The organism is Stappia sp. ES.058, from assembly GCF_900105595.1.
Classification (GTDB): Bacteria; Pseudomonadota; Alphaproteobacteria; order Rhizobiales; family Stappiaceae; genus Stappia.
The window spans coordinates 169,515-185,143 of record NZ_LT629784.1 but is presented as its reverse complement, the minus strand read 5'-3'; the positions used below and the strand labels follow the sequence as shown (position 1 = coordinate 185,143).

At 64.8% G+C, this 15,629-nt stretch carries 14 protein-coding genes; 4 read left to right on the top strand and 10 right to left on the bottom strand.

Annotation, left to right across the window (positions count from 1 at the left end; all coding sequences use genetic code 11):
• Window positions 1-323: 323 nt before the first annotated feature.
• Window positions 324-791 (top strand): iron-responsive transcriptional regulator RirA, encoded by a 468-nt coding sequence (rirA, locus tag BLU32_RS00875; RefSeq protein ID WP_093804569.1) that lies wholly within the window; start codon window positions 324-326, stop codon window positions 789-791.
• A 135-nt stretch (window positions 792-926) separates the two neighbouring features.
• Here the strand turns inward: rirA and BLU32_RS00870 are convergent, their stop codons facing one another.
• From BLU32_RS00870 to kynU, 8 genes are all read right to left on the bottom strand, one after another.
• Window positions 927-2,126, bottom strand: coding sequence for an ABC transporter substrate-binding protein (locus tag BLU32_RS00870; RefSeq protein WP_093804568.1), 1,200 nt, complete (start codon window positions 2,124-2,126; stop codon window positions 927-929).
• A 117-nt stretch (window positions 2,127-2,243) separates the two neighbouring features.
• On the bottom strand, window positions 2,244-3,200 hold the full coding sequence (locus BLU32_RS00865) for a branched-chain amino acid ABC transporter permease (RefSeq protein ID WP_093804567.1): 957 nt from the start codon (window positions 3,198-3,200) through the stop codon (window positions 2,244-2,246).
• Between the two features lie 14 nt (window positions 3,201-3,214).
• On the bottom strand, window positions 3,215-4,087 hold the full coding sequence (locus tag BLU32_RS00860) for a branched-chain amino acid ABC transporter permease (RefSeq protein WP_093804566.1): 873 nt from the start codon (window positions 4,085-4,087) through the stop codon (window positions 3,215-3,217).
• Window positions 4,088-4,092: 5 nt separating this feature from the next.
• On the bottom strand, window positions 4,093-4,800 hold the full coding sequence (locus tag BLU32_RS00855) for an ABC transporter ATP-binding protein (protein WP_093804565.1): 708 nt from the start codon (window positions 4,798-4,800) through the stop codon (window positions 4,093-4,095).
• Window positions 4,797-5,567: an ABC transporter ATP-binding protein gene (locus tag BLU32_RS00850; protein ID WP_093804564.1), complete on the bottom strand. Its 771-nt coding sequence runs from the start codon at window positions 5,565-5,567 to the stop codon at window positions 4,797-4,799. Before BLU32_RS00850 ends, BLU32_RS00855 begins: the two co-directional genes overlap by 4 nt.
• Window positions 5,568-5,652: 85 nt before the next feature.
• Window positions 5,653-6,279, bottom strand: a complete 627-nt coding sequence (gene kynB, locus BLU32_RS00845) for an arylformamidase (RefSeq protein WP_093804563.1) — start codon at window positions 6,277-6,279, stop codon at window positions 5,653-5,655.
• 41 nt (window positions 6,280-6,320) lie between these two features.
• Window positions 6,321-7,187 (bottom strand): tryptophan 2,3-dioxygenase, encoded by an 867-nt coding sequence (kynA, locus tag BLU32_RS00840; protein WP_093804562.1) that lies wholly within the window; start codon window positions 7,185-7,187, stop codon window positions 6,321-6,323.
• Complete coding sequence (gene kynU / locus BLU32_RS00835) at window positions 7,184-8,419, bottom strand: kynureninase (protein ID WP_093804561.1); 1,236 nt, start codon at window positions 8,417-8,419, stop codon at window positions 7,184-7,186. Before kynU ends, kynA begins: the two co-directional genes overlap by 4 nt.
• Before the next feature lie 227 nt (window positions 8,420-8,646).
• On the opposite strand from kynU, the gene BLU32_RS00830 reads away from it, so the two are divergent.
• Both BLU32_RS00830 and BLU32_RS00825 read left to right on the top strand, forming a co-directional pair.
• Complete coding sequence (locus BLU32_RS00830; RefSeq protein WP_093804560.1) at window positions 8,647-9,354, top strand: GntR family transcriptional regulator; 708 nt, start codon at window positions 8,647-8,649, stop codon at window positions 9,352-9,354.
• A 135-nt stretch (window positions 9,355-9,489) separates the two neighbouring features.
• Window positions 9,490-10,881: an L-serine ammonia-lyase gene (locus BLU32_RS00825; RefSeq protein WP_093804559.1), complete on the top strand. Its 1,392-nt coding sequence runs from the start codon at window positions 9,490-9,492 to the stop codon at window positions 10,879-10,881.
• 79 nt (window positions 10,882-10,960) lie between these two features.
• Here the strand turns inward: BLU32_RS00825 and BLU32_RS00820 are convergent, their stop codons facing one another.
• Both BLU32_RS00820 and BLU32_RS00815 read right to left on the bottom strand, forming a co-directional pair.
• Window positions 10,961-13,087 (bottom strand): CHASE3 domain-containing protein, encoded by a 2,127-nt coding sequence (locus tag BLU32_RS00820; RefSeq protein ID WP_172838509.1) that lies wholly within the window; start codon window positions 13,085-13,087, stop codon window positions 10,961-10,963.
• Between the two features lie 414 nt (window positions 13,088-13,501).
• The gene (locus BLU32_RS00815) at window positions 13,502-14,845 is read right to left on the bottom strand and encodes an NAD(P)H-dependent oxidoreductase (RefSeq protein ID WP_093804557.1); all 1,344 of its coding nucleotides are present in this window, start codon (window positions 14,843-14,845) and stop codon (window positions 13,502-13,504) included.
• A gap of 93 nt (window positions 14,846-14,938) precedes the next feature.
• Here BLU32_RS00815 and BLU32_RS00810 point away from each other — a divergent pair, with 93 nt between their 5' ends.
• Window positions 14,939-15,613 (top strand): thiamine diphosphokinase, encoded by a 675-nt coding sequence (locus BLU32_RS00810; RefSeq protein ID WP_093804556.1) that lies wholly within the window; start codon window positions 14,939-14,941, stop codon window positions 15,611-15,613.
• The last annotated feature ends 16 nt before the right edge of the window (window positions 15,614-15,629 follow it).

The window sequence follows — 15,629 nt, the reverse complement described above, 5'->3', positions numbered from 1 at the left end:
GCGCGCCGTGCAAGGGGGTTGCCGGTATGTGCGGACCGGTTTCCCGACACGGACGCGGGTGAGATGCCGGGATGCAAGCCGCCGACTGATCGCGCGGCACGCGCGGGAGCGGTCCGGGCCGCATGGCAGACGCCGGCGAAACGATCACCGCCATACTGGCCGTTGCGGCACCTGAGGCAGAGACGCGACCCGGCACCTGCCTCGCCGCCGGGCGCGCGCGCCGACTGCCAAAATGCGCAAAAACCGGTAAACCTGAGCCTTTGACGCAGGATTTTCGCGTCCCACCGTTGACGCGGCCCCGGCAGAGACGCATATCTGGTGGCATGCGCCTTACTCAACAGACCAATTACGCGGTCCGCACCCTGATCTACTGTGCGGCAAACCCCGACAAGCCCAGCCGGGTCGCGGATATCGCGGCCAGCTTCGAGATGTCGGAAACGCATCTCTTCAAGATTCTCAAGGTTCTGGTCAGCAACGGGTTCGTGCGCACGCTTCGCGGACGCAACGGCGGGCTGATGCTGGCGCGGCCGGCGGAGGAGATCACCGTCGGCGCCGTGGTGCGCGCCGCCGAGGAGAGCTTCCTTCTGGCGGAATGCTTCGAATCGGGACGCAAGGACTGTCCGCTGATCACCTCCTGTGGCTTCAACGGTCTGCTGCATGAAGCGCTGGAAGCCTTCATGAATGTGCTCGACGCGCACACGATCGCGGAACTGGCCGAGGACCGCGGCGAAATCCGCTTCCTGCTGAACATCGATCCCGCCGCCGAGGGCGCAGCCGCGCGGGTTTCCTGACGGCACAGGCACGGATCCGCTCCGCGGAGCCCACCGCCGACCTCATGACACCGACCGATGAATAAAAAAGGCCGCCGGGAACGCCCCGACGGCCAATCTTTTGCTTTCGTGCTCATGAAGGCGCGCGACAGCGGCCTATTTGATTTCCGAGATCACCTCGAAGCCGTCGCCGGCAACCTTGAACAGGGCATAGGTCCCCGGAACGTCGCCCTTGTCGTCGAAGTTGTGATCGCCAGCGGCGCCCTTGTAGTCAATCGCGGTACCGGCGGCGATCAGCTCCTTGGCCTTCGCCCATTCGCCGGCGCGGATCGGCTCGCCTTCGCCATTGGAAATCTCGCGCAGCGATGCAGAGATTTTGGCCTTGTCGCCGCCGGCCTTTTCGATGGCAAGTGCCAGCAGGAAGGCCGCGTCATAGGACGTCGTCGCAAAGATCGCCGACGGATCGCCGCCGACGTCGGCAAACGCCGCGTTGAACATCTCGAGCGAATCCGACTTCTCGCCCACCGGGGCCGACGAAAGGAAGGTGGTCAGGTTTTCCGCGCCGAGTTCCTTGATCGGGGCATCGGACTTCATGCCATCGCCGCCGACGAAGTTCTCGAAGAAGCCGTTTTCCAGCGACTGACGCAGCATGGTGAGGCCGGAGCCGTCGCCATAGTCGAAGATCACCAGCGTGTCGGCTCCGCCCGAAGCAAGCTCGGCCAGGTTCGACCGGTAGGAGGCTTTCTCGCCTTCATGCGCCGCAAAGCCGGCGATCTCGCCGCCATTGCCCTCGAACTCGGCCTTGAACGATTCGGCCAGGCCCTTGCCGTAGTCGTTGTTCAGATAGGCGACCGCAACCTTTTCCGTGCCGCGATCACGCAATGTGCGGGCCAGGGCACGACCCTGGAAATCATCGGACGGCACCGTGCGGAAGACCGTATCGTTGTCGTTGAGGCCGGAGATTTCCGGCGAGGTGCCGGACGGCGTGATGATGGTAACGCCGGCGGGAATGGTGACCGAGTTGGCCGCCGCCAGCACCGCGCCCGAGCAATGCGGGCCGACGATACCGATCACACCTTCGATGTTGACCGCCTTGGTCGCCGCGTCCGTGCCGTTTTGCGGGTTGCAGGCGCTGTCGCCGATCACCGCGACGAGCTTTTCGCCATCGAGAAGGCCGCCATTGTCGTTCACCTGCTGGACGGCCAGTCGGGCGCTGTCGATCATCGCCGGCGCCATCGCCGCGATCGGGCCTGACACGCCGCCCAGAAGACCGATCTTCATGTCGGCATGGGCCGGCGCGGCCATCGCCGTCGCGCCGAGCAGCGTCGCGGCCAGGGCGGTACGGAACTTGTTCATCACTCACCTCCACTTATCATTCACGCGGCAATCGAACACCGCGCGTCTTTTCGGGATCCGGTTTCCGGTCCCCTCTGGGGCGACAGTCTCAACCGAAACGTGCCGTCCCCACAAGCTTCATTTCGACTTTTCAGACACCTCTTCGCGCGCCCCCTGCGGCTCCGGCAAAAGCCCCTCCGGACGGAAGCGCAACACCAGTTGAAGCATCAGCCCGATCAGGAAGACGCGCATGTATTTCGCCTTCACCGCATATTCATGCGGCAACTGGTCCGTAACCATCTCCGACATCGACCAGATGATCCAGACGACGGCCACACCGAGAATGGCGCCGCGATTGTTTCCCGAACCGCCCAGGATCAGCATGATCCACACGAGGAAGGTCGCGATCATCGGATCGATCGCCTCCGGCGTGATCGTGCGGTTGAAATGCGCGAACAATGCCCCGCCAAGCCCCATCAGCGCCGAGCCGAAGATGAAGGCCTCCAGCCGTCGGAACGGCACGTCCTTGCCCATTGCGCGGGCGGCGTCCTCATTGTCGCGAATGGCACGCATCATCCGCCCCCAGGGCGCGGTGATCTGGCGTTCCACCATCAGATAGGCAATCAGCAGAACCCCGGCGACAATCGCCAGATAGGCTAGCTGCGAATAGACATACGGCAGGTCGCCGAAGGGGCGCGGAATATCGGTGATGCCGCGCGCGGAGTTGGTCAGCCAGTCTTCCGACTTGATCACCAGGCGGATGATCTCGGCCACGCCGATCGTCGCGATGGCCAGATAGTCGGAGCGAAACCGCAGGCAGATCTTTCCGATCGGCCAGGCGATCAGTGCCGCCGCCGCCATCGCGCCGATCCAGCCGACGGGCACCGGCAGGTCGAAGCCGCCGATGCGGCCCGCGGCATCCGGAGACGTCAGGATCGCGGACGTATAGGCGCCGACCGCGAAAAAGCCCGCGATGCCGGCGTTGAAGAGGCCGGTAAAACCCCACTGGATGTTCAGCCCCAGCGACAGCAGCGCATAGATGCAGATGAAGATCGCCATGAAGACGGCATAATTGGCAAGGCCGATCCATTCCATGTCAGCCGTCCCCCCTAAAGAACCTTGCCCTTGAGCAGCCCGGTCGGGCGCACAAGCAGCATGAGCAGCAGGATCACGAAGGCGGTCGCGGCCTTGTATTCGGTGGGCAGGAACAGCGTCGACATCTCCTCCGCGATGCCGACGATCAGCCCGCCCAGGACCGCGCCCTCGACCCGGCCGACACCGCCCAGAATGGCGGCGGCGAACATCGGCAGCAGCATGGTCCAGCCCATCATCGCCTTGAGTTCGTAGTTCAGCCCGAGGAAGACCCCGGCGGCCGCGCACAGCCCGCCGACGATCGTCCAGGTCAGCATCACGACCTTCTTGTTGTCGACGCCGGACAAGAGCGCGAGATCCGGATTGTCGGACATCGCCCGCATCGCCTTGCCCCACTTGCTGCGCTGAAGAAAGACATGCAGCGCCAGCACCAGGGCGATCATCGCGAATATGGTGATCAGCTCGCGATCTCGGACGCGGATGCCGAACCACACGTCCGGCCGCACGATGCCGCGGGTATAGGTTTCGGAATCGACCCCCCAGACCACCTGAACGATGGCCCGCACCATCAGGGCCACACCGAGCGAGGCCATGACGGTGACGATCCTCGGCCGTTCGCGCAGATACGCATAGAAGGCCTTGTCGATCATCACCGCGGCGGCGGCGGTCAGCACCATAGCGACGGGAAGCGCGACATAGGGCGAAACCCCGCCAAGCGTCACGGCGCCCAGCGCGAGGAAGGCGCCGAGCGTGGCGAGATCGCCATGCGCCAGATGCGCATACCGCAAGATGGCGAAGACCAGCGTGATGCCGACCGCGCCCAGCGCATAGATCGAGCCGATGACGATGCCCGGAACGAGATAGAAGTTGATGATATCCAGCGCGCCCATCGCACTCACCCTCCGAGGAACATGTCTGCGACGTCGCGGTCGGCGAGGAGGTCCGCGCCGGTGCCTTCGTGGCGGTTGGCGCCGGACGCCAGCACATAGCCGCGGTCGGCGAAGGCCAGCGCCTGCTTGGCGTGCTGCTCGACCAGAACGATGGTGACGCCCGTATCGCGCACGTCGCGGGAGATCTGGAAGATCTGCTCCATGTAGCGCGGCGACAGGCCCGCCGTCGGTTCGTCGAGAAGCAGGAGCTTCGGCTCCAGCATGAGCGCGCGGCCCATGGCGACCATCTGGCGCTGGCCGCCCGACAGATTGCCGGCAAGGGCCTTGTGGCGCTCCTTCAGGTCGGGAAACAGCGTGTAGACCCGGTCATAGGCGGCACTGAGATCGCCGGAGCGCAGGAAGGCGCCCATTTCCAGGTTTTCATGCACCGTCATCTCGCGAAAGACGTTGCTGACCTGCGGCACGTAACACACGCCGGCCTCCACGATCCGGTTAGGCTCCCAGCCGGTGATATCCGTTCCATCGACCGTGATCGATCCGCCGCGCACCTTGAGGAGACCGAAGATCGCCTTCATCGCGGTCGACTTGCCGGCGCCGTTGGGGCCGACGATCACGACGATCTCCGCCCTGGCCGCGCGCATCGACACGCCTTGCAGGACATTGGCGTCGCCATAGCCGCCAACGAGGTCCCGCATCACGAGAACATCGCTCATGCAGCGTCTCCGACGGTCTCGCCCAGATAGGCTTCCAGCACCCTTGGGTCGGAGCGCACGGTGGCGAAATCGCCCTGGATCAGCACCTTGCCCTCGGCCATGCAGATCACCGGATCGCAAAGCTTCTCGATCATTTCCATGTCGTGCTCGATCAGGATGAAGGTGTAGCCGCGCTCCTTGTTGAGGATCGCGATCTTTTCCTCAAGCTTGCGCAGGAGCGTGCGGTTGACGCCGGCGGCCGGCTCGTCGAGGAGCACCAGGCGCGCGTCCGTCATCATCGTGCGGCCGAGCTCGAGCAGCTTCTTCTGACCGCCGGACAGATTGCCTGCGCGCTCGTTGGCCAGATGGGTCAGCTCGAGGAATTCCAGCGCTTCCTCGGCGCGGGCGCGCACCTTTGCCTCGGTTTCGCGCACCCGGCCATAGCTCAGCCAGTTGGCGACGAGGCTCTCGCCCGCCTGCCCCGGCGGCACCATCATCAGGTTCTCCAACGCCGTCAGGCGGTGAAACTCATGGGGGATCTGGAAGGTTCGCACCAGACCGCGGTGGAACCGCTTGTCGGTGGAAAGCTTCGTGATGGTCTTGCCAAGGTAGCGGATCGACCCCTCGGTCGGGGGAAACGCACCGGCAATAAGATTGAACAATGTGGTCTTGCCGGCCCCGTTCGGGCCGATCAGGCCGGTGATCGATCCCTCACGCACCTCAAAGGAGCAATGATCGACCGCGCGAAACCCGCCATAGTCCATGACCAGGCGGTCCACCTCCAGCATAAGCTCTCCCAAGCCCGTCGCCTCCCTCGTGTGTTCTGGCGGTCTGTTCGTGCGCCACCTTGTCATGCCCCCTCGCGCCTCGTCTTCAGAGAGGTCGCAAGACGGCGCGCACCGGCGCCGCATCAAGTCCTTCTAACTTCAATGGCGGCGCGATCAACTCATAATCCCCAAAATCCGCCATATGGAGCGCCAGATTCTCCAAAATCCGCATGTCGTGCTTGCGCACCGCCATATGCGCAGGCAACGCCTTTGACGTTTCCGGATCGACGGACGGCACGTCGACGCCGATCAGCCTGACCCCGCGCGATGCCAGCAGATCCACCGTTTCCGGAGCGAGCGCACGAAAGCCGGCAGGCCAGCGCATCGGATCGACCGTATCCGCGAGCCTCAACAACACGCGCGGCGGAACGTCGTCGAGCCGGTCGGCGATTTCCCCCGCCAGGCACAGCGCCCCCTCCCCGCGCGCATCGATCAGCCGCGCCGGTCCGATAAAGTCCTCAAGAGACAGCGAGGCGATGTCGGCGCCTTGCGCATCGTAGTGCAGCGGCGCGTCGGCATGGGCGCCGCAATGCGTGGAAAGCGAGACGCTCGTCACATTAACCGGACAGTGCGGCGAGATCGCAAAGGTCTGCTCGACCCGATAGGGCGCGTCGCCCGGAAAGTGGGCCGCACCCGGCGCCAGCGGTGGCGTGATGTCGATGAGGCGGGACATTGCGTCTCCTCCGGTGCGGGCGGCGCGGCGGCGCCATCGGATCAAAGATCGGCGCGGATGTCCCATAATTCCGGGAACAGGACAACATCGAGCATGCGGCGGAGGTAGTTGACACCGGAGGTCCCGCCGGTGCCGCGCTTGAAGCCGATCACGCGTTCCACCGTGGTCACATGATTGAAACGCCAGCGACGGAAATAATCCTCAAAGTCGACCAGCTTCTCGGCCAGTTCGTAAAGCGGCCAGTGCGTGCCCGGATCCCGGTAGACCTCCATCCATGCCGCATGAACGCTGGCGTTCTTGACATAGGGTTCGCTCGGATCGCGGGCGAGGTGATCGGCATCGATCTCGAAGCCCGACCGCGCCAGCAAGCGGATCGCCTCGTCGTAAATGCTGGTTTCCAGGAGCAGCTGGTTGAGCCAGTGATGAATGCGCTCCACATGCACATGCGGGCGCAGCATCGCGGCATTCTTGTTACCGGCCAGGAACTCGATGGCCCGGTACTGATGCGACTGGAAGCCGGACGACTGGCCCAGATCCTCGCGAAACTCGGTGTATTCCGACGGTGTCATCGTGCGCAGCACCTGCCAGGCGCCGGTCAATTGTTCGAAGATGCGCGACACGCGGGTCAGCATCTTGAACGCCGGCGGCAGGTCGTCGGAGGCGATTTGCCGTTTCGCCGCCACAAGCTCGTGGATCGCGAGCTTCATCCACAGTTCCGAGGTTTGATGCTGAATGATGAACAGCATCTCGTCATGGGCCTCGGACAGCGGATTTTGCGACGTCAGGATCCGGTTGAGGCCGAGGTAGTCGCCATAGGACATGCGGCCGTCGAATTCCATCTCCGCGCCGTCCGTCTCCGGATCGAACGGTGTCAGCAACTTGTCGCGTGGCTCGGGCGTATCGCTCATGTCACCTTGGCCTTCTTGTGGAACTCGGGCTTGTCCCAGCCGCGGGTCTTCACGATGTCCTCGAGAATGTCGCAGGCGGCAAGAACGTCGGCGTGCGACAGATAGAGCGGGGTAAACCCGAAGCGCACCACGTCGGGCGCCCGGAAGTCCCCGATCACACCGCGTGCGATCAGCGCCTGCATAAGCGCATAGCCATGCTCGAAGCGGAAGGAGACCTGGCTGCCGCGTGCGCGCGGGTCGCGCGGGCTGGCAAGCTCCAGCTCCGGGCAGCGGCGCTCGACTTCGGCGCGGAACAACTCGCTCAGGCTGATCGACTTTTCGCGCAGCACCTCCATGTCGACATCGGCGAAGGCGTCGAGCGCCTTGTCGAGCGCGGAGAGCGAAATAACCGGCGGCGTGCCGACCCGCATGCGCCCGATCCCGGTATCGGCGCGGAAATCGAGATCGAAGGCAAACGGCGCCTCATGGCCCATCCAGCCGGTGAGCGGCGCGGTCACCTCGTTCTGCAGGCCGGCGGCGATATAAAGAAAGGCCGGCGCACCGGGTCCGCCGTTCAGATACTTGTAACCGCAGCCGACGGCGAAATCCGCGCCGCAGGCGTCCAGCTTGACCGGGACCGCACCGGCGGAATGCGCCAGATCCCAGACCGTGAGCGCACCGACCTCGTGCGCGCGCTTCGTCAGCGCCGCCATGTCGTGCAGGCGCCCCGTCTTGTAGTCCACCTGGGTCAGCATCACGACGGCGACACTGTCGTCGATTGCAGCCTCGACGGCCTCGGGGTCGACGATCTTCAGCTCATGCCCGCGATCCAGCAGGTCACGCAGGCCCTGCGCCATGTAGAGGTCGGTCGGAAAATTGCCGTTGTCGGACAGGATAACCTTGCGCTCGGGACGCAGGGCGAGCGCGGCGGCCAGCACCTTGAACACATTGATCGAGGTGTTGTCGCAAGCGGTGACGGTGTCGGGCGCGGCGCCGACGATCGGGGCGATCTTGTCGCCGACCCGCTGCGGCAGGTCGATCCAGTCGTGTTCGTTCCAGGCGCGGATCAGGCTGGTGCCCCACTCCTGCGTGACGACCTTCTGGACATGGGCGGGCACGGCGGCCGGCAAGACGCCGAGCGAATTTCCGTCGAGATAAAGCACGCCCTCGGGAATGGTGAAAAGATCACGCTTCGCGGCGAGGGGATCGTTTTCGTCGAGGCGGCGCGCATCGGCACCCTGGTTCGTGAGCATGTCGGTCGTCCTGGTCACTCGGCGGCACCGTCTGCGCGGCGCTTCCCGCCGACTGTCGCGCTCCGGCGAACTTTGGCGGTGGATGAAGTGGCATCACCCTAGCAAGCGGGGTGACGGAGCTCAATATATTATATATAATTTCCGGTATTATATTTTTTGCTAAGGTGCCGGTCACGCGCCGCACAGAACAGACCGCAGGTCCGCAACCGGCAAGGGACAGGCCCGAAATGGCAAAGACTGACGAGGCCTTCGAACGGCTCAGGGCCGACATCGTCAACGCGGCGCTCGTCGCCGGCACACCGCTGGTCGTCGCCACGCTGACCGATCGCTACGGCCTTGGCTGGACGCCCCTGCGCGAGGCGCTGTCCCGGCTCGAAGCAGAGGGTCTGGTGGTCTCGGAGCGCAACCGCGGCTACCGGGTCGCGCCCGTTTCCGCATCGTCGACCCGCGACCTCCAGGTCGGGCGGCGGGCGGCGGAAGAAGCGCTGCTCGCCCGCTCCATCGCTTCCGGCGACGCGGAGTGGGAGGGGCGCATCGTCGCCGCCCATCATCGCTTCGCCCGCACGCCGGTTCCCGGCCCCGGCGTCGCTGCGCCCGACATGGCCGAATGGGAGCTTCGCCATGACGGCTTTCACGACGCGCTGCTGTCGGCCGGACAGTCGGACTGCCTGACACGCTTTCAGCGCCAGATCACCCAGCAACTCCGCCGCCATCACCGGCACATGCTGTTCGATCCCGCAGCCCATCGCGAGCTGGACACAGCCGCACGCACCGCCTTTACCGAACTCGTCACCCGGACGCTTGGCCTTGCCCATCACACGCAGATGATGGAGGCGACGCTCGACCGCGACACGCCGAGTGCCGTCGCGCTGCTGCGTGAGCACATCGGTTTCTCGCTCGCCGTCTATGCCTTCCTGTGGCCTGAGGACACCTGACGGCATCACCTGAAAACGTCACCCAGCCTTTCGTTTGCGTCATTGCCGCACTGCACGGATGACGGGCCGCGATTCGCACGCCATGATCGCGCCCGCCGTCGGGAGCGGCCTTGATGGCAGACGCGGGAGGGGTTCGTGTTCATCAGCGTATTCGACATCTTCAAGATCGGCATCGGGCCGTCGTCGTCCCACACCATGGGGCCGATGGTCGCGGCCGGCCGGTTTCTTCAGGACCTGCGCGACAACGCCGTCGTTCCTGCGCGCATCGAGGTGTCGTTGCACGGGTCGCTCGCCTTCACCGGCAAAGGCCACGCCAGCGACCGGGCGATCTGCCTCGGCCTTGCCGGCCACGATCCGGCGACCATCGACCCCGACGGCGTCGACGCCGAGATGGAGCGGCTCGCGCGCGACTGCACGCTTGAGGTGGATGGCATCGGACCGATTGCTTTCGATCCGGCGAAGGATCTCGTCTTCGACTACGGCCCGCCGCTTGCAGGCCACGCCAACGGCATGATCTTTCGCGCGCTTGATGCCAACGGCACGGCACTCGCCGAGGACACGCTCTATTCCATCGGAGGCGGCTTCGTCGTCAGCGCGGAGGAACTGGCCGCCCAGGACGACCTGATGGCCCAGACGGAAGAGGCCGGCGCGCCCTACCCCTTCGGCTCGGCGAAGGAAATGCTGAAGATGGGCGCGGAGAGCGGGCTTTCGATCGCAGGGATGAAACGCGCCAACGAGGCCGCCCGCGCACCCCACGCCGCCGACCTCGATCTGGATGCGGAGCTCGACCGGATCTGGGAGGCAATGAACGCCTGCCTGCAGCGCGGCCTGTCGCGCGACGGCCAACTTCCGGGCGGGCTGAAGGTGAAGCGCCGCGCCCGCCAGATCCACGAAAAACTTCTGGCGGAAGCCGGCAAGAACCGCCCCTTCCAGCACACGGTGATGGACTGGCTCGGCGTCTACGCGATGGCTGTGAACGAGGAAAACGCGGCCGGCGGCACGCTCGTCACCGCCCCCACCAATGGCGCCGCCGGCGTGGTGCCGGCCGTTGTCCGCTACTATCTCGACCATTGCCCGGACGGTTGTCGGGACGGCATTCGCACCTTCCTGCTGGTCGCCGCCGCGATTGGCGGCATCATCAAGGCCAATGCCTCGATCTCGGGCGCAGAGGTCGGCTGCCAGGGCGAGGTCGGCTCGGCCTCGGCAATGGCGGCAGCGGGGCTTTGCGCAGCGCTTGGCGGAACAAACGAGCAGGTGGAAAACGCCGCCGAGATCGCGCTCGAACATCACCTCGGCATGACATGCGACCCGATCGGCGGGCTGGTTCAGGTGCCCTGTATCGAGCGCAATGCGCTCGGCGCGGTCAAGGCGGTCACCGCCGCCTCGCTGGCGCTGCGCGGCGACGGCAGCCATTTCGTGCCGCTCGACAGCTGCATCGAGACCATGCGCCAGACGGGCCTCGACATGACCGACAAATACAAGGAAACCTCCAAGGGGGGCCTTGCGGTCAACGTCGTGGAATGTTGACGCAGACACCCGGTCTCGACCGGCACGTCCGGGATGCGACGGGGCGATCGGCCCCGCCGTCCTGCCGGCAGGCCTGATCTCAGGCGCTGCGCACGTCGTCGAGAAAGGTCTCGACCCGCGTCTTGAGCTGTGCGGACTTGTCGCTCAACTCGCCGGCTGTCGCCGTCACCTTGACCGCCGCCGCACCGGTTTCGCCCGCCGCCCGCGTGACCTGCAGGATGTTCGACGTAACATGGCCGGTTCCCGCCGCCGCTTCCTCGACATTGCGCGCGATCTCGCGGGTGGCGGAGGTCTGCTCCTCCACCGCCGAGGCAATGCCGGCGGCGATCTCGTTGATCTCGGCGATCGTGGTCCCGATCGACTGGATCGCAGCGACGGCTCCGTCGGTCTCGCTCTGGATGCCGCCGATCTGCCGGCCGATATCGTCCGTCGCCTTGGCGGTCTGGCTCGCCAGCTCCTTGACTTCCGCCGCGACGACGGCAAAGCCCTTTCCGGCCTCCCCGGCACGCGCCGCCTCGATGGTCGCGTTCAGCGCCAGCAGGTTGGTCTGTTCCGCGATGGCGGAAATCAGGCTGACCACCTCGCCGATCCGCTGCGCCGCCGACGCGAGGCCCTTCACCTGTTCGTCGGTCCGGGACGCCTGATCGACGGCGCGGCCGGCGATCTCGGCCGACTGAGAAACCTGGCGCGCGATCTCCTGGATCGAGCTCGACAACTCCTCCGTCGCGCTTGCCACGGTCTGGACATTCGCGGATGCCAGTTCGGCGGCGCTGGCGACAGTGGTCGCCCGGTTGTTGGTGTCGTCGGCGATGCCGGACATCGACGTGGCGGTGCTTTCCATATCCGTCGAAGCGCCGGCGACCGCGCCGAGCAGTTCGGACACGCCCATGTCGAACTCCCGGGTGATCTCGTCGATCCGCTTCGCGCGCACGTCCCTTGCCCGGACATCTTCCGCGTCGCGCGCCGCCAGTTCCTCCGCCTTGATCATGTTGTTCTTGAACACCAGAACGGCCGCTGCCATGGCGCCCATTTCGTCCCCGCGGTCGGCGCCGGGGATCTCCACCGTCTTGTCGCCGCCGGCCAACCGGCCCATTGCCGCGGTCATGCGGGTGACCGGTCTGGAAATCCCGCTGCCGATCAGCAAGCCGAGACCGCCGCCGAGCACGACCGCGATGGCGATGCCGCCGATGATCAGCATGCGCGTGTCGGCCTCGGTCTCGGAGCTCTGTTGCTGGCGGGCGACCTTGAGCGCTTCTTCTTCCGCTGAGAAATCGGCCATCAACTTGCGGAACCGGTCGAAATACACCTTGCCCCGCGCCTCGCCGACGCGCCGTGCCATATCATCCATCGTCGGCGCGTCACCGATCTCGCGACGCAACGCGATCATCGGCTCCACCACCTCGTTCCGCCAGTTTGCGATCGTTGTCTCGACCTCGCGCAGAAGCGCGACCTGGGGCGGATTGTCGCTCACCGTCTCGCGCAGCGCCGACGTCAGTTCGGCGAACCGCGCCGAGCCACCCACATAAGGCTCCAGAAATGCCTCCTTGCCAGCGAGAAGATAGCCGCGCATGCCGGTTTCCATGTCGACGGCGGCCGCGATGATCTCATTGGCCGCCCCGATCACCTTGAAGGTATGGGTTACCCAGTCGATGGTTGCTTTCGCCTTGCCGGTGGCGACCACCGGCTCGCCGAGCAGGCGCTCGAATTCCGCCTCGCGTTCGGCAAGGAGCGTGCGTTCACGCTCGATAAAGGTCGCGATCTGCGCCCGGAACTTGTCGAAATACGTCTTGCCGCGCTCCTGCCCGACCTGTTTCGCCATGTCGTTCATGGTCTTTGAATCACCGATCTCGCGGCGCAAGGCGATTACCGGCTCGGTGACATCGGCCTGCCACTCACGCAGCAGGTTTTCGACCTCCGCGAGCCTGGCGACCTGCCCCGGATTGTCCGAGACCGTTTCCTGAAGGCTATCGATCTGTGCATAGGCGGTCGTTTCGCCGGCCCTGTAGGGTTCCAGAAACGCATCCTCGCCGGCAAGCAGATAACCGCGCATGCCGGTTTCCATATTCACGGCCGAAGCGATGACGTTCTGGGCCTGCCCAATAACCTCATAGGTATGATCGACCCAGGAGGAGGCCGTCTTGAGCTTTCCAAGGCTCGAGATCGACAGGATACCGATCACGATCAAGAGAAGAATCGGAAAGGACATCCCCAATACAATCTTGGGCTTCATTTTGATGGACGACCACTTCATTTCAGTCTCCGCCTCCTGGAGAAAATTAAAAAATCTCATGTGCACGATCGGGGATATTTAACGCGCTTACCAGAATTCACCCAATTCGCTAAAAAACTCGTGAATAGAAAAATCTATAAATGGAAAAAATAAATAGTGATTATTCTCGCAACTACGTAATTGTAATTTTTATCAATTATTTTTATTGGATTGAACTTGAAGAAAACAGAAAGCGCAACAAACCGGCAAAGAGGCTACACCTTCTGCGCATTCGAAATCCGGGACACACCCGGTTTGCGCGAACCTGACGGCACCGGGTCGCGGACAGGCGCGCGCGGGCGCCTGGCCCGCGCCTCCCGCGTCGTCTCGGTGCGGGTCCGCTTGCCGGGCTCAGCCCGGCGAAAAGGCCGCCTCCATCTCGCGACGGACCCTGACCGCCGGATCGTCGGCGTCGATCGTCACGCTGTCCCAGGTCAGTATCTCGCCTTCCGCGATATCGCGGGTGAGCCGCACGCCGCTTGCCAGACCGAGCGGCAGGAACGCCTTTTCCAGGGAAACCGCCGCCGGCTGCTGCTTGCCCCACACCGTTGCCCCACCCTCGCCGTCAAGCGTATCGCCCGCCTTGATCGGCCGCTTGGCGGTCGCCACCACATCGGAGACGAAGGCGGTCGGCGCGCCGGTCGGCTCGCGCCTGAGAACGGCGGAGGCGACCGACTGTCCTAGCTCCATGCCGATCATGTGGGTCGGCCGGTACAGCGTGGCATAGCGTCCGCTGTCGTCCTCCAGCATGTGATACTCGCGAAAGCACTGGCGCGCGTAATCCGTTTCGCCCTCGATCACCACGAAAGTGCCCATCGCCAGGTGATGGGGAATGTTTTCGCCATCGCGGGTGAGCGAGGAGACGACCTCCGTCGTGCCCGACATGGCAAGCGTGCCGCCGGCCTCACGCGGCTTGCAGACGCTGGACAATTCGAAGCGGCTTGCCGGGGGAAACGCCAGCCCGTCGGGCTGCGGCACCAGGCCGGTCGCGTTGCACACCGCCGTCATCTCGATTCCTGACTTGGTGCCGTCCAGGAAGGAATTGAACATCTTCGGGTTGATCATGCTGCGGTCGGTGATGTCGAGATATTGCGTCAACACGTCCCAGACCGTATCCGGTGTGAGCTGATGGTATTGCGGAAGGTAGCGCGTGCCCTTGCCGGCACAGACCACCTTGAATCCGCAGGTTCGCGCCCAGTCGACATGTTCGCAGATCAACGCCGGCTGATCGCCCCAGGCGAGCGAATAGACCACGCCGGCAGCCCGCGCCTTGCGGGCGAGAAGCGGCCCGGCCAGAACGTCCGCCTCGACGTTGACCATCACCACATGCTTGCCGCTGTCGATGATCGCCAGGCAATGGCGGATGCCGACCGCCGGGTCGCCGGTCGCCTCAATCACCACGTCGATACGGCCATCCGCCAGCACCGGTGCGAGCGCATCGGTGACATGGGTCGCACCCGATGCCATCGCCGCATCCAGCGAGGGCGCGTTGCCCTGTTCCTGCGGCCAGCCGCAGGTCGCAAGCGTCTTGCGTGCGCGGGCCGGATCGAGATCGACGATTGCGGCGACATGGACGCCCGCGGTCAAACGCGCCTGGGTCAGATACATGGAGCCGAACTTTCCGGCGCCGATCAAAGCCACGCGCACCGGGTTTCCTGCCTCGGCGCGGTCTGCGAGCATGTAAGATAGATTCATTGTGTCCCCCCCTGATCGCACAATGCGCAAAAAAATCGCCGTGGTACAAGGCGATGATTGATTTGACAGCGAAACCGGACCCGACGGCGCGACATGAAAGACGGCACCTCCTTTCTCATTCTTCTCGGCGGCGAGGTCGTCGCGACCCCGCGCCTCATCGCGCAAATCGCCGACCACCGCGCAATTGCCGCCGACGGCGGCATGCGCCATGCCGCTCCACTCGGCGTCACGCCGGAACTGTGGGTGGGGGATTTCGATTCCAGCGACGACGCTCTCGCCCGCGACTGGGCGGATGTTCGCCGCCAGTCCTATCCTGAAGACAAGGACATGACCGACGGCGAACTTGCGGTCGCGGAAGCTTTGGCGCGTGGCGCGGACGCACTCGTCATCGCCGGCGCACTCGGCGGGGCCCGCTCCGATCACGCGGTGCACAATCTGCTGCACGGCATCAGCCTGCATGCCGGGGGACTGCCCGTGATGATGACCAGCGGCACCGAAGAAGCCTGGCCGCTGATGCCCGGCGATCAGACCGTCGACCTGCCGGCGGGAACGCTGTTTTCCGTGCTCGCCTTTTCCGATCTCTGCGCCTTGAGCCTTGGCGGGGTGGACTGGCCGCTCACCGACCGCGACGTGACCATGGGTCAGTCGCTGACCCTCTCCAACCGGGTGGCATCCGGCAACGACGGTGGTGTCCGCGTGTCGCTTCGCTCCGGCACGGCGGTGCTGCTGGCCCGACCCGGCGCGGATGGCGATGTCGCGGGCGCCTGAAGAACAAGGTCTGAGG

Excerpts from the sequence above, each read along its gene's own strand:
- rirA (WP_093804569.1), top strand. The coding sequence starts at position 324 with ATGCGCCTTACTCAACAGACCAATTACGCGGTCCGCACCCTGATCTAC.
- BLU32_RS00870 (WP_093804568.1), bottom strand. The coding sequence starts at position 2,126 with ATGAACAAGTTCCGTACCGCCCTGGCCGCGACGCTGCTCGGCGCGACG.
- BLU32_RS00865 (WP_093804567.1), bottom strand. The coding sequence starts at position 3,200 with ATGGAATGGATCGGCCTTGCCAATTATGCCGTCTTCATGGCGATCTTC.
- BLU32_RS00860 (WP_093804566.1), bottom strand. The coding sequence starts at position 4,087 with ATGGGCGCGCTGGATATCATCAACTTCTATCTCGTTCCGGGCATCGTC.
- BLU32_RS00855 (WP_093804565.1), bottom strand. The coding sequence starts at position 4,800 with ATGAGCGATGTTCTCGTGATGCGGGACCTCGTTGGCGGCTATGGCGAC.
- BLU32_RS00850 (WP_093804564.1), bottom strand. The coding sequence starts at position 5,567 with ATGCTGGAGGTGGACCGCCTGGTCATGGACTATGGCGGGTTTCGCGCG.
- kynB (WP_093804563.1), bottom strand. The coding sequence starts at position 6,279 with ATGTCCCGCCTCATCGACATCACGCCACCGCTGGCGCCGGGTGCGGCC.
- kynA (WP_093804562.1), bottom strand. The coding sequence starts at position 7,187 with ATGAGCGATACGCCCGAGCCACGCGACAAGTTGCTGACACCGTTCGAT.
- kynU (WP_093804561.1), bottom strand. The coding sequence starts at position 8,419 with ATGCTCACGAACCAGGGTGCCGATGCGCGCCGCCTCGACGAAAACGAT.
- BLU32_RS00830 (WP_093804560.1), top strand. The coding sequence starts at position 8,647 with ATGGCAAAGACTGACGAGGCCTTCGAACGGCTCAGGGCCGACATCGTC.
- BLU32_RS00820 (WP_172838509.1), bottom strand. The coding sequence starts at position 13,087 with ATGTCCTTTCCGATTCTTCTCTTGATCGTGATCGGTATCCTGTCGATC.
- BLU32_RS00815 (WP_093804557.1), bottom strand. The coding sequence starts at position 14,845 with ATGAATCTATCTTACATGCTCGCAGACCGCGCCGAGGCAGGAAACCCG.
- BLU32_RS00810 (WP_093804556.1), top strand. The coding sequence starts at position 14,939 with ATGAAAGACGGCACCTCCTTTCTCATTCTTCTCGGCGGCGAGGTCGTC.